Source organism: Paenibacillus sp. YIM B09110 (assembly GCF_037167145.1).
GTDB lineage: Bacteria > Bacillota > Bacilli > Paenibacillales > Paenibacillaceae > Pristimantibacillus.
In genome coordinates this window covers 53520-77397 of the sequence record NZ_JBANSP010000018.1, presented here as the reverse complement: position 1 = coordinate 77397, position 23878 = coordinate 53520, and the positions used below count along the sequence as shown (strand labels likewise).

General features: G+C 50.5%; 18 protein-coding genes. 7 read left to right on the top strand and 11 right to left on the bottom strand.

Features of this window, described 5'->3' with window-relative positions; genetic code table 11:
• Positions 1–230: 230 nt before the first annotated feature.
• The gene (locus tag V8F51_RS22700) at positions 231–1229 is read right to left on the bottom strand and encodes a sensor histidine kinase (RefSeq protein WP_337102780.1); all 999 of its coding nucleotides are present in this window, start codon (positions 1227–1229) and stop codon (positions 231–233) included.
• The gene (locus V8F51_RS22695; RefSeq protein WP_337102779.1) at positions 1226–1933 is read right to left on the bottom strand and encodes a response regulator transcription factor; all 708 of its coding nucleotides are present in this window, start codon (positions 1931–1933) and stop codon (positions 1226–1228) included. Before V8F51_RS22695 ends, V8F51_RS22700 begins: the two co-directional genes overlap by 4 nt.
• A 205-nt stretch (positions 1934–2138) precedes the next feature.
• On the opposite strand from V8F51_RS22695, the gene V8F51_RS22690 reads away from it, so the two are divergent.
• A complete protein-coding gene (locus V8F51_RS22690) occupies positions 2139–3086 on the top strand; it encodes a hypothetical protein (protein ID WP_337102778.1) in 948 nt (315 codons plus the stop codon).
• Positions 3087–3137: 51 nt separating this feature from the next.
• Here V8F51_RS22690 and V8F51_RS22685 read toward each other — a convergent pair whose 3' ends face one another.
• The 8 genes from V8F51_RS22685 to V8F51_RS22650 all read right to left on the bottom strand — a co-directional run bounded on the left by V8F51_RS22685 (position 3138) and on the right by V8F51_RS22650 (position 12741).
• Positions 3138–4592 (bottom strand): ABC transporter substrate-binding protein, encoded by a 1455-nt coding sequence (locus V8F51_RS22685; protein ID WP_337102777.1) that lies wholly within the window; start codon positions 4590–4592, stop codon positions 3138–3140.
• Positions 4593–4710: 118 nt separating this feature from the next.
• Positions 4711–5589, bottom strand: a complete 879-nt coding sequence (locus V8F51_RS22680; protein ID WP_337102776.1) for a carbohydrate ABC transporter permease — start codon at positions 5587–5589, stop codon at positions 4711–4713.
• 2 nt (positions 5590–5591) lie between these two features.
• Positions 5592–6509 carry a carbohydrate ABC transporter permease gene (locus tag V8F51_RS22675; RefSeq protein ID WP_337102775.1) on the bottom strand — a complete coding sequence of 306 codons (918 nt, stop codon included), beginning with the start codon at positions 6507–6509 and terminating at the stop codon, positions 5592–5594.
• 129 nt (positions 6510–6638) lie between these two features.
• Positions 6639–7979, bottom strand: a complete 1341-nt coding sequence (locus V8F51_RS22670) for a response regulator transcription factor (RefSeq protein ID WP_337102774.1) — start codon at positions 7977–7979, stop codon at positions 6639–6641.
• A gap of 18 nt (positions 7980–7997) precedes the next feature.
• A complete protein-coding gene (locus V8F51_RS22665) occupies positions 7998–9812 on the bottom strand; it encodes a sensor histidine kinase (RefSeq protein WP_337102773.1) in 1815 nt (604 codons plus the stop codon).
• Between the two features lie 215 nt (positions 9813–10027).
• The gene (locus V8F51_RS22660; RefSeq protein ID WP_337102839.1) at positions 10028–10465 is read right to left on the bottom strand and encodes a GNAT family N-acetyltransferase; all 438 of its coding nucleotides are present in this window, start codon (positions 10463–10465) and stop codon (positions 10028–10030) included.
• Positions 10466–10744: 279 nt separating this feature from the next.
• A complete protein-coding gene (locus V8F51_RS22655) occupies positions 10745–11872 on the bottom strand; it encodes a Gfo/Idh/MocA family protein (protein ID WP_337102838.1) in 1128 nt (375 codons plus the stop codon).
• A gap of 14 nt (positions 11873–11886) precedes the next feature.
• Positions 11887–12741: a sugar phosphate isomerase/epimerase family protein gene (locus tag V8F51_RS22650; protein ID WP_337102772.1), complete on the bottom strand. Its 855-nt coding sequence runs from the start codon at positions 12739–12741 to the stop codon at positions 11887–11889.
• Positions 12742–12799: 58 nt separating this feature from the next.
• On the opposite strand from V8F51_RS22650, the gene V8F51_RS22645 reads away from it, so the two are divergent.
• From V8F51_RS22645 to V8F51_RS22635, 3 genes are all read left to right on the top strand, one after another.
• The gene (locus V8F51_RS22645) at positions 12800–13630 is read left to right on the top strand and encodes an AraC family transcriptional regulator (protein ID WP_337102771.1); all 831 of its coding nucleotides are present in this window, start codon (positions 12800–12802) and stop codon (positions 13628–13630) included.
• Positions 13631–13732: 102 nt separating this feature from the next.
• The gene (locus V8F51_RS22640; RefSeq protein ID WP_337102770.1) at positions 13733–14683 is read left to right on the top strand and encodes a phosphodiester glycosidase family protein; all 951 of its coding nucleotides are present in this window, start codon (positions 13733–13735) and stop codon (positions 14681–14683) included.
• A gap of 3 nt (positions 14684–14686) precedes the next feature.
• The gene (locus V8F51_RS22635; protein WP_337102769.1) at positions 14687–15745 is read left to right on the top strand and encodes a bifunctional glycosyltransferase family 2/GtrA family protein; all 1059 of its coding nucleotides are present in this window, start codon (positions 14687–14689) and stop codon (positions 15743–15745) included.
• A gap of 7 nt (positions 15746–15752) precedes the next feature.
• Here the strand turns inward: V8F51_RS22635 and V8F51_RS22630 are convergent, their stop codons facing one another.
• Complete coding sequence (locus tag V8F51_RS22630) at positions 15753–18011, bottom strand: hypothetical protein (RefSeq protein ID WP_337102768.1); 2259 nt, start codon at positions 18009–18011, stop codon at positions 15753–15755.
• A 172-nt stretch (positions 18012–18183) separates the two neighbouring features.
• Between V8F51_RS22630 and V8F51_RS22625 the strand changes: the two genes are divergently transcribed.
• From V8F51_RS22625 to V8F51_RS22615, 3 genes are all read left to right on the top strand, one after another.
• Positions 18184–20253, top strand: coding sequence for a right-handed parallel beta-helix repeat-containing protein (locus V8F51_RS22625; protein WP_337102767.1), 2070 nt, complete (start codon positions 18184–18186; stop codon positions 20251–20253).
• Between the two features lie 31 nt (positions 20254–20284).
• Positions 20285–22669: a helix-turn-helix domain-containing protein gene (locus tag V8F51_RS22620; protein WP_337102766.1), complete on the top strand. Its 2385-nt coding sequence runs from the start codon at positions 20285–20287 to the stop codon at positions 22667–22669.
• 211 nt (positions 22670–22880) lie between these two features.
• Positions 22881–23861 carry an ABC transporter permease gene (locus tag V8F51_RS22615; protein ID WP_337102765.1) on the top strand — a complete coding sequence of 327 codons (981 nt, stop codon included), beginning with the start codon at positions 22881–22883 and terminating at the stop codon, positions 23859–23861.
• Positions 23862–23878: the final 17 nt, after the last annotated feature.

Sequence of the window (23878 nt, the reverse complement as noted above, 5' to 3'; positions counted from 1 at the left end):
CTCTTACAGCACATGAGTAACTCTGCCAAGCAGGCTGTACGATCATATATGCGCTTACAGACTCGGATCGGTGTAGAAAACCAGACCCCGGTGGGCTGTAAGAGCGCATATGCTCTTACAGCTCAAGAGTAACTTTGCCAAGCGGGCTGTAAGAGCGTATTTGCGCTTACAGCCTCCGATCGGTGTGAAAAACCGGTCGACGGGGAGCTGTACGTGGTGCGTATATGCTCTTACAGACCTACCGCCCGGGCGGCATACGGGAATGTAATGCGTACGGTCGTTCCTTCGCCAACTTTTGATTGCAGCCTGATGTCGTGGTTCATCTTGTCCAGCACCAGCTTCACGATATAAAGGCCCATGCCTGTCGACTCCTTGAACCTGCGACCGTTCTCTCCCGTGAAGAACGGCTGGAAGACGCGAGACAGATCAGATGCGGGAATGCCCGCTCCCTGATCGATAACTTCCAATATAACCGACCGATCGTCTGTCTTTGCCGACACGGTCACCTTCTGCTTCGAGCCCGCCGAGTAATTAATCGCGTTGGCAATCAACTGCTGCAGGATGAACCGCAGCCATTTGCCGTCGGATTCCACGCGAAGGGATTCATCAATCTGTATCTCCGGATAAACGAAGCTGCGGATGAATAGCCGCTTATTTTCTAAGATGACATCGTTCACGAGTTCCCTAAGCGATAACGTCTCCACCTGAAAGTCCTGCTCGAACGTCTCCAGCCTCGCCATATACAGTACCATCTCAAGCCCCTTGCGGATACGATCCGTTTCCTCGGACATGCTGACATCCCGCGGCTCGTCGCTATCCTGCAGCAGCAGCTCCAGCACCGAGAGAGGAGTCTTCATCTGATGAACCCATTGATTCATGAACGTAATCTGATTTTGCCATTTGCGCTCATCCTCTAAAATCTGCTTCTGATAATGGCGGTATTGCGTATGCAGCAGCTCTCCAAGAGCCGCTTGCAGCGGGGCGGATTCCAACGTTTGAATCGATTCCTCGATTCGAACCTGCTTGCTCGACAACACCTCATAGAACCGCCGATGACTTGCATACCGGTAAACCAAATACACAGCCAAGAAGAAAAAGCCAAGCAAATACGCATACAGCGCAACCTTCCAATTCCGATAACCTTCCAAATAAAAGACGACGGTCACCGCCGCCATCTGCAGCAGAACGACACCAGCTAGAGGCCATTGTTCGCGGAGAAACAGCTTCATAGCTGTCTTCCCTCGCTCCAAGTGTCGCTTAACCGGTAGCCTGTGCCGCGAACCGTTTCCAGCGAGCCCTCAATGCCAAGCTCAGCCAGCTTCTTGCGCACACGCGTAATGTTAACACTGAGCGCGTTATCATCCACATACGTATAATCGTCCCACAGCTTCTCCAAAATGATCTCTCTGCTGACCAGTCGTTCGATCCTGCTTAGCAGCGTCTCTACAAGAACCGTCTCCTTCTTCGTTAATGCAGCAGTTTTGTCCCCCAGTCGAAGCTCCATTCGTTCCGGGTAAAGCGTCAATCCTGCCCGTTCAACGAGCCGTTCAGCCGATGATGCTGCATAATCGCCGTAGACTCGCCGCAGCTGGCTGCGTATCTTGGCCATGACGACCTCATAATGAAAGGGCTTCGTCATATAGTCGTCGCCGCCGTTCTCGATCGCCCGTACTTGATCCATCTCGCCGCTTCGCGCGGATATGAAGATGATCGGACACGTCGATACGGTACGAATCTGCCTGCACCAGTAGAAGCCGTCGAAGCTAGGCAAATTAATGTCCATCAACACCACATGCGGCTTGATCTGCTGGAACTGATCCAATATATGCTGGAAGCCGCTGGCGATAACGGCCTCATTACCGTACTTCTCGATATGTGCGCGCAGCAGCTCGGCTATCTTCGCGTCATCCTCTACGATCATGATCGTGTACATGCTCCGCCTCCACTAGACCTTTGTTATACAACAATTATACACCGATGACACTCACGGATAAAAATGAATAGCCATAACCCTTTGCAGCGGCAGGGCTAGTGTCTCGCAAGGCGTGCTAGAAGGCAAAAGATAGTGTATATCCTAGAACCTCTCAAGCTCAAAAAGGATACATATATAGAAGTACGAACCACTAGGAGGAACGCATATGACGAAAGTCTATATCAAACGTCCATCCGTCTCCATTCAAGGCAGATACGTCATTGATCCGAGGCAGATGACCCCGGTCCATCACCAGCATCATCATGAAAGCCATGCAGCTATTGCGCCTGTCCACAAGCCGGTGAAACACAAAAAAATAAAAATCGTTAAAGTGCCTAAAAAACGTTACTACAGTCCTCCAGGCGCGCCCCTGCTATTACTGGAGGGTCAACACGTACCTGTAAGACACTGTTGTGGTCATGAAAAAGAACATGAAGAGCATAAGCACAAGCATGAACACAAGCATGAACACAAGCATGAACACAAGCATAAGCAGGATGAAAAACCTAAGCCGCATCATGACAAAAAACTGAAAAAAGCTAAAAAAGTTAAACTCGTGAAACGGGTTAAAGCTATCAAAAAATTGAAGAAGATTCATGTTGTTAAGACGGTACATGATATCAAGAAGGCACATGTTGTTAAGAAGATACATGTCGTCAAGCCTATCAAATGCGTTGAAAAACCAAAAGCTCCTAAAGGTCCAAGAGGCAACAACGGAACGCAAGGCTTACGCAAACTTACAAGACCGATCGAAGCAACCAGAGCTACAGACGCTGAAGGGATTATAGATCCAATTGGACCGCAAGGCGTTCCAGACATCCAAGGTCCAGTCGGTCCAACAGGCGAACCAGGAATTGAAAGACCACCGGGCATTCAAGGTCCTCCTGAACCAGCATTCATTGGCGACTTTTCCGAACTGATAGCCCTATTGAAGGCGTATTTGCTGGAAGGCACAACGGTCACTGTCATGACTGCCGGACAACCGACAGGCTTCACTGGCACGGTATCGAGTATTCAAGAAACACTTGTCACGTTTATCACTGGTTCGTCTACGCTCATGACCGTTCCGCTGAATCAAATTACGAACATCGGAATCAACGAGCCAGCTAATTAAGCACAAGCAAGAAGCCCGATCCTCCATACGGAGAACCGGGCTTCTGTCTTCCTATTCGACTTTGATCGCGTCGTAGAATTTCTCTTGTACCAGCTTCGCAGAGTTGTCGAGCAGCTTCTGCAGGTCTGCGCCTTTTTTGGAGAATACTTCTTGCAATGCGTTCGTTACCTCACCGTAGTAATCTTGCGTATTGTATTGCGCTTCCGGCTTGCCGTCAAGCAGGCTGTCGGATTCAGCGTTGTATTTGTATACGTTGTCGTATTTGTCGAAGATCGCTTTTGCCTTTTGACCATACTCGGAATCGCTGCTGAAGTAGTTCAATTGCGGCGGGATGAAGAATTTGCCTTCCGTTTGGCGTTTCTTAATATCGTTCTCAAGCGACTCCAGACCTTTATCTGTAAAGTAGTCGAATGTAATGTAACGGAACGCGATTTCTTGCTCGTCTTTCGTAGCGTTAGGGTTGATGACGAGGTAGTCGCCGCCAAGTACGCCCGTATGCTTGCCGTTCGCGTCAACTTTCGGCATTGGGAATGACAGTACCTCTTCAGGCTTCATGCCGCCTTGGTTCAGAGCTTGCTCAAGCACATCTCCAGCGCCGGCGATAACCATAGCCGTACGTCCTTGCGCAAATGCGCCTACAGCGTCGCCCCAGCCAAGCGCCCAGTCTTGCGGAATTGCGTTGGCTTCCCATCTCAGCTTGTTGTAGAACTCGAGAGCTTTGACGCCAGCTGCCGAGTTGAATGCCGCCGTTACTTTGCCGTCCGCAACCGTTTGTATTTCCCCGCCGGCTTCGAACAGGAAGTTAGTCCAGTTCCAGCCCGCTTCATTGCCTCTGCCCATCGGTGCGATACCGGCAATGCCTTTGCCTGGGTCGGCAGCCGCTTTAGCCGTGTTGTACATATCGTCCCAAGTCCAGTCATAACTAGGAATTGCTACGCCTTTGTCATCCAGCATTTTTTTGTTGACGACCGTCGTTGTCACATAGCCCTTCTGGGAGATGCCGAATACTTTGCCGTCGATGTTGAACTGCGATTGAAGGATCGGGTTGATTTGATCTTTGTATTGGTAGTTATCCCACAACTCTGTAATATCGGCAGCCCAGCCGCGTTCAACAAGAAACTTCGCTTCCGTTGCCCAAGTGTTGAATACAGTCGGAGCTTCGTTCGAAGCCATCTTCACGCCGATTTCCGCCGGGTTGTAGTGCCAGTCGCTTTTCACGATTTCAACATTCGGGTATTCTTTGATGAAACGAGCGATTTTATCGTCTTCCGCTTTACGGTTTTCGACTTGGTCGGGCAATGGATAATAAATGCTGATCGTTACTTTTTTGTCCTTGATATCGTCCTTCGGCGGTTCCGTCTCTTCCGAGCCTTGATTGCTCGGTTTATCCGTTGCCTTCGGAGGTGTCGTCTCCTCCGGTTTATTATTTCCGTTGCCGCTGCACGCTGCGATGATCGACATTAGCAGGACGAGACAAACCATAACTACGACATTTTTCTTTAGCATCGTTATACCCCTTCTCATTCGGATTTGTTTTTACATTCTCATCATAGCGAAGGCGTTTTCATGCGACGAGGTGTATTTTTATGTCGATCATGTGCAGGTTTACGATTCGTAAAATCTGCTATCCTTTCACTCCGCCGAGCTGTAATCCGCGCATAATGTACTTTTGGAACAGCAGGAATACAACAATTGGAGGCAGCATGACCATCGTCAGAATCGCGAACCGAATGTTAAGGTCAAGCCTGCGAGCCTGAATAACATACTTATAAATAGCCGTTGCAAGCGGATACGTATCATCGCTTTGCATGACGAGCGAAGGCCAGAACCATTCGTTCCAGGCGCTCGAGAATACGAAGATCGCCAGCGTCGAGAAGATCGGAACCGATAGCGGGAGCGCGATCCGCGTGAATGAGCCCCACTCCGATGCTCCGTCGATACGCCCTGCTTCGAACATTTCATGATGGATGTCATCGAAGAAATTTTTCAGCAACAATAAGAAAAATGCGCTTGCGCCAGCCGGCAGCCAGAAGGCCCAATACGAGTTAAGCAGTCCGAGATCCCGCAAATTAAGGAAGTTCGGAATGATGTACGTGCTTGGCGGGATGAACAGCGTAATCATGAAGAAGAAGTAGATCCCCTTCCGATACGGAACGTTCAGCTTCGACAAGCTGAATGCCGCAAGACCGAGCACAATGATCGTCACGATCATATTGCCAAAGAAGATCGCCAGCGTATTGCCTAGGAATTGTGTCAAATCGATATAATTCCAGCCTGTCTTATAGTTGTCGAAATGCCAATCTTGAGGCAGAAAGTGAGGCGGGAAGGAGTTGACCTCCGTATTCGCCTTAAGTCCGTTGAACAACGTTGACAGTATCGGATAGACCATGGAAGCGACCATGATCAGTATAAGGAGAACGATTAATGCCAAGCCTGCTATATTGGATTTCTTCTTATAGTCGTAATCGGATAAAATACCGCGCTCTATCGTCTTGGCCTTCATGGTTAGTTCCCTCCCTTGTTGTTCAGCCTGAATTGAAGCAGTGCCAGACCGCCGAGCACAAGGAACATCAGAACGCCAAGCGCAGAAGCTACACCGTAATCCAATCGCATGGTCGCATACTTAATAATGAGCAGCGCATACGTGAGCGTTGCTTTGTTCGGACCGCCGTCCAGCAATGCAAGCTGCGACTGGAACCCTTGCGACGTGCTGATCAGTTGCATTAGCAGCAGCAGGAGCAACAGCCCTCTAATGGAAGGAAGCGTAATATGCCATATTCTGCGGAATATGCCCGCGCCATCGATCTCCGCAGCTTCATACCAGTCCTTCGGAATGCTGAGCATAGCTGCCAAATAGATCAGCATGGCAGAGCCGAATTGCTGCCACGATTCCATGAAGACGATTGATATCATCGACCATGATTTATCGGATAGGAAAGCGATTTGATTGGTGCCAAGTCCCGTCAACGCTCCGTTGATCGGACCGACCGGATCGTAGAACCAGCGCCACAGCCCGTACAATACGACCGCCGGGAGCACGTTAGGCAAATAAGCGGCGATACGTACGATCCCTTGGAAGCGGCGCATCTCGGATATAATAATGGCAAATACGATCGGAATCCAAAAGCCCATCACAAGTCCGAGGAACATGTAATACAGCGAGTTTTTGATCGCAATCCATACGTCGGCGTCCTTGAACACCGTTTTATAGTTATCGAATCCTACAAACTCATTCCCTTTGACGAAGTCGATGTGGTAAAAGCTATAAAATAACCCTTTCGATATCGGCACCCACAAAAACAGTAAAAAAATGATGGCGGCAGGCGCTAAAAACAAATAACCCGGAATATGTTTTTTCCACCTGCCCGACTTGCGCAAGGCTTTGACGCCCGGCGATTCGCTCATTGCGACTTGTTGTTTCATCAGCGTTCCCTCTTTTCTTTTCTATCGCTCTATACCATTTTAGAAGCATAGACGCTCGCTGATAATGTGCATATCTAAGGCAATGATGTTCATTTTTACTCGTTGTGGGCGGAGCGATATCGAGTCGTTCTAATCGCTTGCCTGCTTCTTCATCTCACTCGGACTCATGCCAAAGAATTTTTTGAATATTTTGCTGAAATGCTCCGGCGACTCGTACCCGACCCGCTCCGATATTTCGTACCTGCGAAGATCCGTTTGCAACATAAGTCTGCGGCTCTCTTCCATACGCAGCTTAATGACATATTCCCATAGGTTATAACCCGTATCCTTCTTGAACAGATAGCTCAAGTAGTTCGGACTGACGTGATTTTTCTGAGCGACCTCGTGCAGGGTTAGACCCTTTTGGTTAAAAAATTGATCGATATACGCCTTCGACTTCTCGACGATCAAGCTGTTCTGCGCGCTTAGATCCTCCTCCGTCGGGTCTTGCGTATACGTGCTCCAGTTGAAATCGCCGTAGTAGAACACATAATGATCGCGATGCTCGCGATTCCATAGAATCGCCTTGCGCGCCTGTTCGTCAAGGATACTTAAGAACTCGATGCCTCGCAAAATTTGGCTAATCCCAATGACGCAATGCAGGCTCAAATATTTATGGATATTATAATGAAGGCTGCGCCCGATCATATCGAGCTGATTGATCTTATTGACGGAGGACTCGCTGAACTCGTTCTCGTCCCATTGAATGATAATGCTGATCTCCTGATTGGGCGAATAGAAGGACAGGTAGTTCCATTCCTTCTCGAGCAGCTCGCCCGCGATATTAAGCGCCGCATACTGCAATAGCTGTGCGTCGCTCGCAGGAATGGCGCGCTCCTTCGCCGAGCTAAAGTTGAGCTTCAGCTTAATGACCGCAAAGTAAGGTCCTTCGACTCGCCTGCCGAACCGCTCATAGAGCAGCTTTGCCGCCTCTGCGGCATTGCTTTGCGGCGGCGCAAGCAGCCGGTTATACAGCTCGGTCCGCTGCGGAAGCGGCTCATCCATGCGGAAGTGCTCCTGCATTTTCGAGAGGAATTGATCCTCCGCGGCTGCCGGTTTATCCATCTTAAGCAGCACATTCCGCACCGAGTCAAGAAACTGCTCATTGTTAAGCGGCTTAATCATATAATCCTTCGCCCCAAGGCGAATGGCCATCTGTGCGTATTGGAACGTCTCGTAAGCGGATATAATAATCGTCTGTACCCACGGTTTAATGAGCTTCGCTTGATGCATCAGCTCGATCCCGTTCATCGAACCCATCTGAATATCGGTTACGAGCAAGTCTATTTCTTCAATGCGCAAATAGTCGAGCGCCTCATAGCCGCTGTGGGCAATATACACATTAGCTAGGCTAATGCCCGAAGTAGATAGTAGGTTGCTCAGCCCATCACAAATCAACGGCTCGTCGTCTACGATCAATATATTGTACATCCCTGCTGCCTCCCTATCCTATACCTCGTGAATCTGCTGCTCCGCTGTTATCATGGGCAACATGATCATCGCCACTGTGCCGCCCTGCTCTCTTTCCTTATAACTTAGCCCGTATTGATAACCGAAATGCAGCTGGATGCGCTGCTGAATGTTGCGTATGCCATATCCCGACGTATGGTCCGGCTTATCCTCGTTAAGAATGCGCTCAAGCGCCGCATAGTCGACGGTCTTATGCCCGTTGTCCTCTACCTTGATCGTTACTCGTTCTCCCTCGATCATTGCCGAGATCCGAATTTCGCCATCCTCGCCCATGTTCTTGACGGCATGGATCATCGCATTCTCGATCAGCGGCTGCAGCGTAATCTTCGGAATCAAGACCTGGCGCGCGGCGTCCGGAATAATCCAGTTCACTTCGAATTCATATTTGTATCGCTTCTGCTGCAAGCTCACATACGCCGATGCATGCTCCAGCTCTTCCTCCAGCGTAATCAGCTCCCGGCCGCGGCTGAGGCTGATCTTCATCAGCTTAGAGAGCTCCTTAATCATATCCGCGGATTCCGTCTTGCCCTCGAGCGAGCTTTTCCAATAAATGCTTTCCAGCGTATTGTAGAGCAAATGCGGATTAATCTGCTGGTACAGCAGCTGCAATTGCGACTCCTTCTGCTTCAGATCCATATGGTACTTATAATGAATAAGCACGTTAAGCCTTCTGGCCATATCGTAAAGCGCGCCAACGAGTACGCCAACCTCGTCGTTTCTCCCTTTGAACGGCGTTTCCGGCACGAGCTTGCCCGGCTCATAGGTGCGTACGAACTGTGCCAGCCTCTGCAACGGCGTCATTAACGAACGCCAAAAATAAATCATGACGATACAGCCGAGCAGCAAGTAAACGACAGAAATCAATTGAATAACTCGCTTCAGCTCGTTCTGCTGTTTAAGCAGCGACTCCACCGGAATCTGATATATAAGCTTCGTCTGTGTGCCTCGGTCATAGTTGATCACGTAGATCGAATCTTCCGTAATGAGGTCAAGATTGCCTTGCGAGTTGACGCCATCGGGGATCGAAGCATCCGCCGGAAGAGACAGAATCGTATCAATCAGATGAGGTTCGGTTGAGCTCATGACGCGATCGTTCCAATCGGTAAAATAAATATGGCCATCCGGCAGCGATACGGATCGCAGCGATTCCCCGATCTTCTTATCCATTTGCGTCGCGACAAGAATGCCTATGGTATCGTTTGCAATATTCACGCTGTTGACGGCTCGGATATACGCATACGTCTTCACCCTGGACAAGCCGACATTCGTGTCGATCATCGTCATATAGCCGCCGCTGTTTCGTTTCACGGCATCGTCGAACCATTCGGGCTTGGTCTTATCATTGAAGAAATATACGCCGGTCTGATTAAACTGCTGCTTCGGAGCGAAGAAATAATAATCATTCGGATCGTACACGTACAACGAATAATAAACCGCTTCCCCTCCGTTCAATGGAATTGAGTTGTTGGAAAGCAGCTTGTCGACGCTGTCGAACTTCCTTACCCGTTCGATGACGGCATCGTGCTCGTTCGGAATAAGCTTTTGCACAACGGGGTTTTGGATCATCGTCGTCGTTATTTTGCTTACGGTATCAATGTCGCGGTTAATAAGCGTGTAATTCTGCTTAATGAGCTCGACGTACGCATTCGTCACATGATTTTTGAGCAGATGCTCCGTCTTCATGTTGCCGTACCAATGGAGCAGATAGATCGGGCTTACCATTACGAGGAACAATAGGATAAGCTGCTGCTTGACGTTAAGCTTTGTCATAGGATTGATTAGGCCCGTTCTCATGCTGGCACCTCCGACTAATAATTGTACTATAGCAAAAAAAGCTTCCCATAAGTGTGGCTATTTCTATGCTCTTCATGAGCGTTATTACGATATGGCCTGCTTTATTATTCGTCTTTCCCCAGCCAAAAACCTGTAAATGACCCTAGCTGCGCAAAAAAAGAGACTTGGATGCCAAGGCTATTCAGCCTTAGCATCCAAGTCTCTTCTTCGCCCGATTAAAGCTCCTTCACCATCAGCACATGGGGAATGCCTTCCTCCATGAACACCTCGGACGCCGTGCGGTAACCTAGCTTCATATAAAAGCCTTCCGCTTCCGTCTGCCCGTGCAGCTTCGCCTTGGATGCGCCATCCCGCTTCGCCAACTGCTCCAGCTTGTCCATAATAACTTTGCCAACGCCATACTTCCGATAGGCAGCCCGAACGCATATGCGTTGAAGCTTCGCTGTCTTCGTCTCCTCGTCGATTCGGACACGCCCGGTGCCTACCGGCTTATCATCGTAATAAACGAGCACATGGCTTGTCCTTCCGTCCAGCTCGTCGTATTCGTCGATCTCCACTTCGGGATCTACGCCCTGCTCCTTCACAAACACTTCCATGCGTATGTCAAAAGCAAGCTTCAGCTGCTCTTGATTCGTTATCTCCACCGCTTGCATCATCGTAAGTTCCATCCTTCCGCTCGCTCTGAGGCTGTCTGAGTCATAGTTCAATTCCTATTAAACCATGTAATCGGCTGCTCGCTCAAGTGAGCCTCCAAAGCGAGCACTCCTCGCATTGTCGGTTTGATTAGCATACGCCAAAAAACGCCCCATTAGTTTCCCGAAATCAAACTAATGAGGCGTTTCTCCACCACAAGAGCGATTTAGCTTCCCAGAACGACGCTATCACGCATGCCGGACTAGTTAGCTTCCGAAGCTCCCGCTCGTATCGAACAGCTACGCTTCCACCGTCTTGAACTTGGAAGCCGCTGCCCGCTTGTTAAGTTCCGCCAAGTAAGCCTCCTCGTCGATCGGGAGCTCGACCGTCTGCTCCAGCCAGCTGGACAGATGCATCGCGTTCGACAGAGTTAGGCTGTGAATGCCTTCCTCGCCGCCCGCAACAAGCGGCGAGCCGTGCAATACCGCCTTCGCGAAAGCGGACAGAACGCCCATATGCTGGCTGTTGTCCCCAAACGTCTCGACGACGGACACTTCGACGCTCGGACGCGCGAAGCCTTCTTTCGTCTCAAAGCAGAATTCCCGCTCGTTCTGGCTGAGCTTATGAAGCGTCAGCTTATCGTTTTCGCAGATCAGCTTGCCCAGCTCGAGCGTAATCTCGAACCGATTCGTGCCCGGCAGATCGGCGGTCGTCGTAATGAATACGCCCGTTGCTCCGTTCGGGAACTCCAAGTATGCCGTCACATCGTCCTCGACCTCGATGTTATGCCACTTGCCGTTATGGCAGAACGCCCGGACCTTGCTTGGCATGCCGCAAATCCACTGGAGCAGGTCGATATTATGCGGACATTGGTTGATAAGTACGCCTCCGCCCTCGCCGGCCCATGTCGCGCGCCAACTGCCGGAATCATAATATGCCTGCGATCGGTACCAGTCTGTTATGATCCAGTTGACCCGCTTGATCGCGCCTAGCTCGCCGCTATGCACAAGCTCGTGCATTTTGCGGTATACCGGGTTCGTTCGTTGATTGAACATCATGCCGAATACGACATCGCTCTCCTGCGCCTTCTCGTTCATTTCACGGACCTGCTTTGTGTATACGCCAGCCGGTTTTTCAACCATAACATGGAGTCCGCGCTCGAAAGCCTGGATGGCGATTGTTGGGTGATCATAATGCGGCGTAGCGACGATAACTGCGTCGCATAGGCCACTGTTCATAAGCGCCTCCGGTCCGCCATACATCGCTACCGCATCCGGCAAATACGCTCTAGCTGCTTCAAGACGCTTCTCGTCCTTGTCCGCCACGGCGGTCAACACGATTTCCGGCACTGCGCCTCCAATTAGCTTCTTCGCATGATCCGTCCCCATATTGCCCATACCGATAATGCCTAATCGCATGCTGCTCATCACCTTTTCTCCTCCTATCGATAGCCTAGCGCGGCTAAATTATTGTAGCTCGTCTGCAAACATTCGAACGGACTTCCTTGGCAAGTGTCCTGCTCCACGAGCAAATATTTCGCATTCGTCTTCTCAAGCGCTTTCATAATTGCCGGGAAGTTCATATTGCCTTCCATGACCGGCGCCATTAATTGTTCCATGCCTCTTACTGCCATATCCTTCAGATGCACGCAATGAAGACGATCCTGCAACCGTTCGATCCACTCGCATACGTCAGCGCCTGCGGCCTGCACCCAATACGTGTCGAGCGTAATGCCCATTTCCTCCGGAGACAGGTCTTCGATCAGCCTTTCGATCATGCGGCGGCCTTCGATCTTCTCGAATTCGAAATTATGATTATGATACATGAACAGTTTGCCTGCTTGTGCGATTGTGCCAGCGGCTTTGCGCACGTCTTTGGCGAAATAATCGTACCAGTCCATCGTACGGTATTTCTCCGGCATGCCTCCGATGCCGATGTAATCGCAGCCAAGAATGTCATGTTCTTCGATGACTTTGTCGGTTTCGTTAACGATCCGGTCGAAGCCCGTATGCGTGAGCGCAATCTTCAGCGACAGTTCATCGCATATCGCCCTAAGCGTCTGCGGTTCAATCTTTCCCATTGCGGATACTTGGATCGATTTGTACCCCATATCTGCAATCTTCTTAAGCGATCGTCTTATATCTTCCTCCGTCTGGATGAACGATCTAACCGTATACAGCTGCGCGCCCAAAATCATAAGTCCCGTCTCCTCCTTGACCTTATTTCCAATTGTCCCTACACCTTTAATTATAGATAACAGGTCTGGAATCGCCATTGTGAATATCAATAATAACATTGCAAAAATAGCGATTATCTCCTACACTGGGGGGGAATATGGATCAGGGGGTATGACGATGCAGCATGTGAATATTCATACGGATTCAATCATTCTTCACCATACGGTTGGACATGGCAATACGGAGCAATACGCCCTGCATTGCCATAACTTCTATGAAGTGTTCTACTTCGTTGCCGGCGACGTGAGCTATCTCGTGGACGGCAAACGCTATGACCCCGAGCCGCACAGCATCCTGCTCATTGCCCCCCATGTGTTTCATGGTGTCAAGATCGAAAGCGATGCGCCATACGAGCGCATATCGCTTCATTTTGTTGCCGGATTTCTGCCGCGCGAGTACCAATCCGTCCTCTTGTCTCCATTTCATACCGAAGGCGGCTCAAGTAACGTTTACTTCGCGCAAGGCGTGAAGGACGAGCTGTTCTCCTTCTTCAAGCAGCTCATGGATTGCCGCGATTTCGAAGCTGATATTCGCGAGCTGTCGCTCCGCATTCGGCTTGAAGCGCTGCTATCGCAAATATTGCAAATGAGTCATTCGCTTAAGAGCCATACGGAAGCTGCCGCCTCTTCTACCACCGTTTCCCGCGTCATTCAATATTTGAACGATCACATCGCCGAACCGATTACCCTCGATGACCTCTCTGCCCATTTTTTCATAAGCAAACATCATCTGAACAAAGTTTTTCGCCAGGCAACCGGCACCACTGTGCTTAATTACGTCATCCACAAACGGGTCGTGATGGCCCAAAATCTCATGCTGCAAGGCCAATCCGCTAATAGCGCCGCGGCCGCGGCCGGATTCGGTGATTATTCCTCCTTCTACCGTGCCTATAAGAAAATATTCCGGCATGCGCCTTCGATCAAGCAAGCCCCTATGCTGCTCCATTAAGTCGGCTTCTTTCCCCTTGGCCTCTCCCTTAACCCTTAAGGTTCGTTTAAGCTGCCTGATTTATCGTTAGGAAACCCTAACAAACAGGAAGTGATAACAGTCATGAACCCATCACGAAAATCAAGAAAAAAGCTATACGCCATTATCCTTACAACAGCAGTTGTCGTTATAGGCGGCATCCTGTATGCCCTCGCTGACCGTTACTTAATCGAAAAGGTCGAGGTCGTCGTGGAAGCGCCTCAAAGCGTCGATACCGACGATAGCAGCGCCACGCAAGAGCCTTCCGCCGAGCAAGCCGAATACGATGATTGGAATTACGAGAGCGATGAAATCAGCATTAGCATCGATCAGGTTCAGACGGGCTCCGGCGAGGATATGATTACGTATTTCGTAGCCGATGTGCAGTTGGCGGGTGACGCAACCCTAAGCTCGGCTTTTGCCAAAAACAGTTTCGGCCGCAACGTGATCGATTACACCTCCAGCATCGCAGAAGACAACAACGCCCTCTTCGCGATTAACGGCGATTATTACGGCTTCCGCGGCGACGGCGTTATTATCCGGGGCGGAACGCTATATCGGGACGAGCCAACTCGCATCGGGCTTGGCTTATTCGCGGACGGTACGATCAGCAGCTTTGACGAGGCGGAGATTTCCTCTTCCAGCCTGCTTGCGGACGGCGTCGTCGACACGTTGTCATTCGGCCCGGCTTTAATCCAAGACGGGGAGATCGCAGATGACCTGGACAGCGTAAAGATCGATACGAACTTCGGCAATCGTTCCATTCAAGGCGCTAACCCGCGAACCGGCATTGGAATGATCTCAGCTAATCATTATGTGTTCGTCGTTGTCGACGGTCGTAAGTCGAATTACAGCAGAGGCATGACGTTGGATGAATTCGCGGAGGTATTCGCCGAGCTCGGAGCAACCGAAGCTTATAATTTGGACGGCGGCGGCTCGTCTACGATGTATTTCATGGGCAGAGTCGTCAACAATCCGCAAGGCAAAAACAAAGAACGCGGAGTGAGCGATATTTTATATATCGCGGAAAGGTAGGTGATGGAGATGGTTATCCTTATTCCTTCCTACGAGCCGGATGTTAGACTGATCAAGCTGATCGAAGATCTGCAAATTTCCATTCCCGGCATGCCAATCGTTGTCGTCGATGACGGCAGCGGCGATGCTTACAGCGAATGGTTCAAGCAGGTTGTTCAACTGGGCTGCATGCTGCTGACGCATAAAACCAATCTGGGCAAAGGCCGCGCGCTCAAGACAGGCTTCAATTATATAAGAAGCCATATGGATACCGATGGCGTCGTCTGCGCAGACAGCGACGGTCAACATTTGCCTTCCGATATTAAGCGGATCGCCGAAGCCGTCCTCGAACATCCGGACCGGATTATCATGGGCGGCCGCCGGTTTACGGGCAATGTGCCTTTGCGCAGCCGCTTCGGCAATACAATGACGCGCAAGATGTATGCTTTCTCTACGGGAGTGAAGCTTTATGATACGCAGACCGGCCTTCGCGGCTATCCGTCCCCCATGCTGGACTGGCTGTGCAACCTTAACGGGGAAAGGTTCGAGTATGAGATGAACATGCTGCTTGAGGCTCCCGGAGCAGGCTACGCATTCCATGAAATTCCGATCGACACCGTTTATTTGGACGAAAATAAATCGAGCCACTTTCATCCGATCAAAGATTCCGTTCGTGTTTATAAGCCGATCATCACCTTCATCGCGTCGTCGCTCTCTTCATTCGTCGTTGATTTTGTACTGCTTCTCGTCTTGCAGCTGTTAAGCGGCCATCTCTTATTTGCCGTCATTGGCGCGAGATTAGGCAGCTCGATCGTCAATTACTCACTCAATCGAAAATTCGTATTCCGCAAAAACAGCCGGAAGGCTCCGGCAGCAGCATCGACTACGGCCTCTTCATCGTCCACCGTCACGAAGTCGCTGCCGAAATATTACGCTTTAGTAATCGTCGTTCTTCTATTGAATTACGGTGTCCTTCATCTTCTCAATATTAATCTAGGCGTCCCATTACTGGCGGCTAAGCTTGTGACGGAAGCAGTGCTTTTCCTGTTCAGCTACTGGTCGCAGCGGAAATTCGTCTACTAGAACCAGATCATAGGGTAATTGCCGTCGTTTCTCCCGGCCTCAGTTCGACCCGTTGCCATCCGGCGGAAGCGCATTGCCCGAGTGGCTTTGCCGCTTCCGCTTTATTTTCGACCAGAAGCTTAACCGCCGCGGGATAGACCGACTTATTGCATACCGTGAGGATGCGCTCACCTTGCCCATTAACGACAAGCCCGCACTCCACTTGATCGATCGCAAATACCTTATCGTTGGCCAAGTCAACATAAATGCCGGGAAGCTCCGCATAAGTAAGCATCAGCGACACCTCGCACCAGCACGAATAAGGAATCGCTTCTCCCACATAACCTTTGCCTTCCCAATCGCTCATATTGACGCGCTCGCTCATATAACCCGGCGGCATATCATGGCCATCCCAACCTCTCACCGGACGGTCCGACCGTGACAAATATTGCGGCAGATTGCCCGCAATCTCCCGCAGCAGCTCCATATACATCGCTTTGCCGGTCGCGCGATACAGCTTCAGCAACGAGTCGCCGGACAACGTACAAATCCCCGGTGCGCTGTGCTTATTCTGAACGTTGGCAATTACCGAGCCGGTCGTACGAATGCCAAGCCTCCCGAATGTCGACTCCTCGGGAAAGCGAAAATCGTACGACACGCACCAAGTCATCGCTTGTTGCGCCGCTTCCTCCGCCCGGTCTATCCAAGCCTTCTCGCCGCTCGTCTCATAGAGGACAATATACGATTCGAGCAGCCCAAACGCCGATTCACTGTCCGGGCATTGCAATATTTCACCCGGACCGCCGGTCGTAATTCCCTGGGCAGTGAATTGCCGATAGAAGGATGCAGTCGATTCCTTCGCAACATCCAAATATATGCTATCGCTGAAGTAGCGGCTGCAAAGAGCGAGCCCTGCCGGGGCAATCCCCGCTCCAGCCGAACCCCCGATTATTATATCTCCAGTCCCCGTGTGCACCCACTGGCCGAACTGGCCGTACGTTCGCCATAGCCTCACGAACGCATTGGCCAGCCTTCGTGTGCCGTCCGTCCAGCTAGGCGGCAATTGGAATTCAGGCCTCAATCGCTCAAGCGCGATGAAATGTTTCATAATGAAATAAAGCGCATCCGCGCTCTTGCGCAATATATGCCAGCGCTCCGGGTACAGTCGGTTCAGGGCGTCATTGAACTCATCCCCATACCACTCTCCCTGATAACAAACGCCATGGAAAAATCCCGACTCCGTCTGGCTGCTGAACATAAATTCAAGCGTCTCAAGCGCCCGCTCAACCGACTCGTCATTGCCTTCCAGCAGTAAAGCGTAGCTAGACATTCCGCCTCCAACCCATCCGATCTGCCAGTCTTGGTGCTTCATATCGATAGTGCCTACCGCATAATAGCCCAGCTGCTCATTCCAATTCAGCTCGTTGTACTTCTTCTCCTGGATCTCCCATGCGGCGGAGAAAGGCAGACTCGATGCAAGTTTCGCTGATGGCTTGCCCGAGGTTCGAATAGATGCGAACTTCTCGAATAGTCCCTTCACGTCTTCGCAGGGGAAACGATATGCACGGCAGCGAATTTGCACCGTTTCACCCGGTTCGAAATCATGTCCGCGATCGTCGCTTGGCGCTTTGGTCGTCGCCATCTCGTATTTCGTCACCGGCCTGACGCCCGGCGCTTGAAACGATATCCGCGCCGTGCTTCTGTCCAAGCTTTCTTCCATATGTATCGACGTATCGCCAAGCGCAGTCGCTTGCTCTGTCTCGAACAACCAGCCGACAGACGTTTTGTCGTCGAAGATGCCGATAATCGGCGTTGCCGCGTCGCCCGTCAGAAGGTGAAAGGCGGAAGGCGTCTGAGGCTGCTTCGATAGCCTTGGCACATCGGTGATGATCGTCGGCACGTCCGGTCCATGATCATCGAGCTTCGTCCAGCATGGAGCATATGGCAGCTCCCTGATCTCGAATCGATTGCCGGCATATACAGCTCCCGGTACAAGTACATAGTTGGAACTCGACCACTCCGATAACGAAAAGGATAATGCGGCCGCCGATTGCTTCGCATAGCCTTCCGACCTAAACTCCGCTGTAATGACCATTCCCTCGCTGCTATCCATTGTTCCTTCATAAGACAATCTCACCTTCCAAGCATCGCCGGATGCCGCTGCTGCCGCACCCCCTTGTTCTCCGATCCAGTTAACCTCGCCGTTCTCCACCGGAACCGCATCTTCATATCTCGTAATGAAACCCTCCAGCTTAACGCCTGTTCCACCGAACAACTTGTCAACCATCAAGACAATCCCCTTTTCGATTACTGTAATTGATGGATACGTTATCACGGGATCCGAAAGCGGTCTACTGTGAAAAAAACGATTAAGTGTACTTATTATGAAAGCCCTTGCAAGTGTAAAGACATCGGATTTATAACTATAATGTAGCTTTATAACCAAGGAGGACTTCTTCATGGAAACCGCTTATTATGTTGCGCCTTACGGCAATGATAGCCACTCGGGCAGCACCCATGCCCCTTTCCTTACGATTCGCAGAGCACAGGGTGAAGTTCGTACGAACATTAGGAATGGCATGAATCAGGATATTACCGTTTATATGCGCGGTGGTTTGTATGAAATGGATTCACCTCTGCGCTTCGATGATAGAGACAGCGGCAGAGACGGATGGAAGGTTCGCTACTGCAGCTATCCGGGTGAAGAAGCACGCCTTGTAGGAGGCAGAGCGATAACCGGATGGAAACCGTATAACGGGAATATATGGCAAGCAAAGCTAGACAGTAATTTCCCTTCCTTCTATACGCTGTATGTGAATGAAGAACGGATAAAGCAGGCGAGGCTGCCCGCTTCCGGCTATTTCAAGACGGCTGCTAATGAAGAAGGGGGAAACTCCTCTGACCAAGGGATTACCTTTCGCGAAGCAGACCTTCCAGCCCAATATGATCTAACCGAGGCGCAAGCCTTCGTATGGCCCGGTGAAGGGGAATGGAATTGGTTTTCCGAGACGAAGAAGATCGCGTCGGTTGACTGGGAGAAGCGGTATATGAGCTTCGAAACACCGGCAACTTGGCCGATCGGAACTGGCTCGCGTTATTTCTTGCAAGGGTCGCTCGACTTCCTTCGCGCCCCAGGGCAATATCATTTGGATTCGGCTGCCGGGATCCTATATTACTGGCCTGCTGATGGAGCAGCCAACCCGAATGAGCAGATCATTATCGCTCCATCGGTCAAGAGACTGCTCGACATTCAAGGCGCATCGCAATCGCACCTCGTTCAGGGGCTAAGCTTCTCAGGCCTTTCCTTATGTTGTACCGACTTCTTCCGCGAATATCGGATGATGGACGATAATGCGGAGCGCATGGAGCACCGTGAAGGTGTTGTGTATATCGATCATGCGGAGCATATTGAAATCGAGAACTGCAAGCTTCAGCTGTCCGGGAGCTGCGGCATCTTCCTCGATCATTATGCGAAGCATATTGCAATCGAGGGCAACGACATCCGCAGCCTCGGCTATTGCGGAATCAGCTTGAACGGATTCCCGCCAGGCAAAGGCCCCTTCGTCGATGCGGAATCCTCCTATTCGAACTCTCATAATCGCATTGTGAACAACCGTATTACACACGGCGGAGAGCTAATCGGCCATGGCTGCGGCATCTTTCTCTACCAAAGCGGTGACAACGACATCTCGAATAATCGGATCGCCGAAATGCCTCGTTACGGCATCTCGCTCAAGGGCATGAGGCACAAGACGCTTCCCGAGCAAGTATATGGCATTCCGGTCACCTGGGATAACCACTGGGATTTCCTTCACAGCCGCAATAACCGAATTGCATATAACGATATTTCCGAAGTGATGACGGACAGCCAAGACGGAGGCATGATCGAAGCATGGGGCCCTGGCCGCGGCAACGTTATTCATGGCAATGATCTGCATGACAGCGGCATTCACTTCTCGTTCGGCTTCGGCATCTATTTAGACGACGCCGCCGATGATTTCACCGTTACGAACAATGTGATCCGCGGGCTCTATTCAACTGGTGAAGGAAAACTATGGATGCTTATTTTCTCCAAGGGCATCGGCAACCGAATCTACAACAATCTGCTTGTATCCAATCCGCATGCGATCTCGGCTATCGGCTCCCAAGAGATGGCGGACGAGGAGAATAAACATATCGATATTGCCGGTAACATCATTTATAATTCAGGGTATCTCTATTACTTCGTCAATTATAGCGACGAACGGTTCGCTGCCGCCGATCGCAACCTTTACTGGCGCGAGGGCATGAGCTGCCAAGTAGCCGGCAACCTGCCGCTTAAAGCGAGCGGCGCTGACTCTCTTGAGAGGAACGAATATCCGCTCGAGCAATGGCAACGCCTCGCTAACGGCAAATACGACAAGCATACCTTAATTGCCGAGCCTGGTTTCATCGATGCCGACCATGCGGATTACCGGCTGCGACAGGATTCGCCGGCTTACCGCTTAGGCTGGACCGACATCGATTTTGAACGAATAGGTGCGAAATAGTCAAATACCAATCACAGGGGGCTGGGATCGGATGAAGGTATTCGGCTTTTACAAATCCAAAAAGTATTTGCAGCGGGTCATGCTCTCCATAATGGCGTCCATGGTGCTCGTACTTGCCGCTTCATCGGTATCCAATACGTATATTTTAGAAAGATCGGTTAAACGCATCCAAGAAGACTCCAACCTGAAGGTTCTCTCTCAAATCCAATACAATCTCTCTTATATGAACGACATCATTACAAGGCTGTCCAATTTCGTTTATCGCGACCATTTCCTTATACCGCTCATGTTCAACGGCGACTTGCCCAAGATGGATCTCATCCGCGGCTACCGCCAAATGTCCAATATTATGGAAAGCTCTTCTTTCCTGCACTCGATGGTGATCTATAATAAGTCGCAATCGGAGCTATACGGCACGAGCAACAGCTTCCTGCTCGACGGCGGCATTACAAAGGAGAGGATCAGAAGCACGCTGCTCGATCCCGCCAATCCTCAGCCTACGAACCGGCTTATCCCAATGAGCATGTCTCAGGGCGATGAGCGGATCGATTCGTTCGCTTTTATCGTGACCGATTCGCTTAAGCCGTTCTCAAGCAGCCAGTCGGGAATCATATTGTTCATTAAGTCCGACTGGGTGTTCGAAAGCTTGCGGAAGATGAACGTGGCAAGCAGCCGCGATCAAGGGGAAATCCTTATCCAAACGAAGGATGGCCAACTGCTGTCGTCCGATCCGAATGCCTCCTACTTGTCTTCGGAGCATCAGAACAGTATTAACGAACTCGTCCTGAACGACAAACAAGCAGGCCAACATACGTCTGGCTTCGTCATTGGCGACCTGGCGGGGGAGAAAAACATGGTTACGTACATGGACGATGGCCTAGGTTCTTGGACGATTCTGTATATCCAATCCTATGGCAAGCTCATGGCCGACGTGACCAAAACCCGCAATCAATCGTTCATGCTGTCCGGCCTGTTCCTGCTGTTCGCGATCGGCATATCGATCGGATTATCCTATAAGCTGTATAATCCGATTGAAAATATGCTCAAACGAATCAGACCGCATCTTCCGAGCACGCGGAAGGAAGACGCTCGGGAGGATGACGGCCCAGGCTCCGGTTCCGGCAGACACGTTAGTCAAAGCTACGGAGACGAGCTGACGCTGATGAGCGACAATTATATGCGGCTATCGGAGAAGCTGAACGAGATCAGCTCGGAGCATATTGTGAGCAAATATTATATCCGCCGGTTTCTGACGGATAGTCTGCTGTTCTCGCATCGCGACATGCAGCATTTAATCGAGAAGCACGAGCTGAACATTTCTGTTCGAGAACCGCTCATTGTATGCGTGCTTAAAATCGATCAGTTCGCGGTGTATGACCGTATGACGACGGGCAGCACCAAAAAGCTGCACAGCTTCGCAATCGTCAATATTGCCCAAGAAATAATGGGCAAGACTTACCCTTGCGAATCGGTTGAAATCAGAGGCGATCATGTCGTGCTCATCCTCTCCCCAAGCGAGCAGGACGACAACGCGCAATTCAATCAGGTCAGAGCGCTGCTGCGCGACATTCAAGATACGATTGAGCGGTATTACGGCCTTACCTTGTCCTGCGGCATTAGCGATGTGATCTCGCAATTCCCGTATCTGTCGACGGCCTATGCCCAAGCGCTGCGCTGCAGTCAATATTTGATTGTGAAAGGAAACAAGGCGATTATCGCGTCGGAGGATATTAAGGAAAATCTGTCCAGCAAACAAATGTCGCTGCCGGACGCCTTAGAACGCAAGCTAGCCGAGGCGCTTAAGAAAGGCCAACTGACGAATGCGGGCAATGAGCTGGAGAAGGCGTTCTCCCATATCGCAACATTCAGCTACGAGGATATGCTTCGCGCCGTCAGCAACCTTGCCTGGACGATCAAGAACGCTGCTTCCGATATTGTAGAGCATCGGATCGGCACGTTCTCCGTCGATATGGACTATATTCATCAGATTCCACAGGAGAAAGAGACGCTTGAGGAAATGTATCTGTCCCTCCTCTCGCTCTGCGCCAAAATATGTGAAGGACAGCGGCCCGCCAACATGGAGCGGAACGAAATTATGCTCGAGACAGTCAAGGAGCTCATCGAGCAAAAATTCGCCGATATCAATCTGAGCCAGCAGTCGATCGCATCAACCGTGAAACTCTCCTCTGCCTACATCGGCAAGCTGTTCAAGGAAAGCTACAATATGACGATTACCGAGTATATGAACGAGGTTAGACTGAATCACGCGCGGGAGCTTCTCGAGCGAGACAACTATACAATCGCAGAAATAATGGATAAATGCGGATATGCGAATCAAAGCTACTTTTTCCGGCTGTTCAAAGGCAAAGTCGGCAGTACACCTAAGGAATACCGGATGAAAAAATCGATCTCATAATCTGTTTTTTTGCCCCTCAAGTGCCCCTTCTTACACTGCTTAGCAGTCGGAGAAGGGGCTTTCTTATGCCCGTATGACGCGCAATTACACGAAATCGAATATTTTACAGTCTCATACTACAGTTAATCCATCATTGTATTCTATCCGCTGTACTTCTTTCATGGCATGATGGGCATCAGAAAAGGAAAACAACAGAAGGAGGAGATCATAAGTGGCACAAACCAAACTCGCCGATTCTAACGCCGATGCGCAGCGTCCATTGCCGAACAAGCCTAACTGGCTTCGCAGAGAATGGAAACACCTAATCAAAAACCGGGAATTGCTGCTGCTCGCGACGCCGGGTATTTTATTCAAATTCGTAATCGCTTATATCCCGATGATCGGGCTCATTCTTGCCTTTAAGTATTTCAGGTATGACCAAGGCATCTTCGGCAGCAAGTGGGTAGGCCTGAACAACTTCGAATTTCTATTTAAGGCACAGGACGCAGTCCGCATCATCCGCAACACACTGCTTTACAATCTTTCTTATATTGCCCTTGGAACGGTTGCCGCATTGCTTCTTGCATTGCTCCTGAACGAACTGAGCGGCAAATTGATCAAGATTTATCAGACAACGATGTTTCTGCCTTACTTCCTATCCTTCGTCCTTGTCGGGTATATTACGAACGCCTTCCTCGACCATAAGGGCGGTTTTCTTAATACGATGATCGGATGGATCGGCCTTGAACCGCATAAATGGTATTTGGAGACGGCGCCTTGGATATTCATCCTGCCGCTCGTCGCCTTGTGGAAGGGCATCGGCTTCTCCACGCTAGTCTACTATGCGGGCATTACCGGTATTAACACCGACTATTACGAGGCGGCTAGACTAGACGGCGCTTCCCGTATCCAGATGATGTGGCGCATTACGCTTCCGCTGCTCAAGCCACTCGTCATCATCTTGTTCATCTTAGGACTCGGCAACATCTTCCGCGGCGATTTCGGCTTGCATTACTTCGTACCGAATAACGTTGGACCGAACTTCCCGACGACCGACATCATCGATACTTACGTGTACCGCGCTTTGACTAAGCTCGGCGATATCAATTCAGCGGCGGCAGTCGGCTTTCTGCAATCGGTCGTAGGCCTCGTTACCGTCGTAACCGCCAACTATCTCGTTCGGAGAACGGATAAAGACAATGCATTGTTCTGAACAAGGAGGAATTACAT

Bases quoted from the DNA above. Each gene is read 5' to 3' on its own strand.
- V8F51_RS22700 (WP_337102780.1), bottom strand. From the start codon at position 1,229: ATGAAGCTGTTTCTCCGCGAACAATGGCCTCTAGCTGGTGTCGTTCTG.
- V8F51_RS22695 (WP_337102779.1), bottom strand. From the start codon at position 1,933: ATGTACACGATCATGATCGTAGAGGATGACGCGAAGATAGCCGAGCTG.
- V8F51_RS22690 (WP_337102778.1), top strand. From the start codon at position 2,139: ATGACGAAAGTCTATATCAAACGTCCATCCGTCTCCATTCAAGGCAGA.
- V8F51_RS22685 (WP_337102777.1), bottom strand. From the start codon at position 4,592: ATGCTAAAGAAAAATGTCGTAGTTATGGTTTGTCTCGTCCTGCTAATG.
- V8F51_RS22680 (WP_337102776.1), bottom strand. From the start codon at position 5,589: ATGAAGGCCAAGACGATAGAGCGCGGTATTTTATCCGATTACGACTAT.
- V8F51_RS22675 (WP_337102775.1), bottom strand. From the start codon at position 6,509: ATGAAACAACAAGTCGCAATGAGCGAATCGCCGGGCGTCAAAGCCTTG.
- V8F51_RS22670 (WP_337102774.1), bottom strand. From the start codon at position 7,979: ATGTACAATATATTGATCGTAGACGACGAGCCGTTGATTTGTGATGGG.
- V8F51_RS22665 (WP_337102773.1), bottom strand. From the start codon at position 9,812: ATGAGAACGGGCCTAATCAATCCTATGACAAAGCTTAACGTCAAGCAG.
- V8F51_RS22660 (WP_337102839.1), bottom strand. From the start codon at position 10,465: ATGCAAGCGGTGGAGATAACGAATCAAGAGCAGCTGAAGCTTGCTTTT.
- V8F51_RS22655 (WP_337102838.1), bottom strand. From the start codon at position 11,872: ATGAGCAGCATGCGATTAGGCATTATCGGTATGGGCAATATGGGGACG.
- V8F51_RS22650 (WP_337102772.1), bottom strand. From the start codon at position 12,741: ATGTTATTATTGATATTCACAATGGCGATTCCAGACCTGTTATCTATA.
- V8F51_RS22645 (WP_337102771.1), top strand. From the start codon at position 12,800: ATGCAGCATGTGAATATTCATACGGATTCAATCATTCTTCACCATACG.
- V8F51_RS22640 (WP_337102770.1), top strand. From the start codon at position 13,733: ATGAACCCATCACGAAAATCAAGAAAAAAGCTATACGCCATTATCCTT.
- V8F51_RS22635 (WP_337102769.1), top strand. From the start codon at position 14,687: ATGGAGATGGTTATCCTTATTCCTTCCTACGAGCCGGATGTTAGACTG.
- V8F51_RS22630 (WP_337102768.1), bottom strand. From the start codon at position 18,011: ATGGTTGACAAGTTGTTCGGTGGAACAGGCGTTAAGCTGGAGGGTTTC.
- V8F51_RS22625 (WP_337102767.1), top strand. From the start codon at position 18,184: ATGGAAACCGCTTATTATGTTGCGCCTTACGGCAATGATAGCCACTCG.
- V8F51_RS22620 (WP_337102766.1), top strand. From the start codon at position 20,285: ATGAAGGTATTCGGCTTTTACAAATCCAAAAAGTATTTGCAGCGGGTC.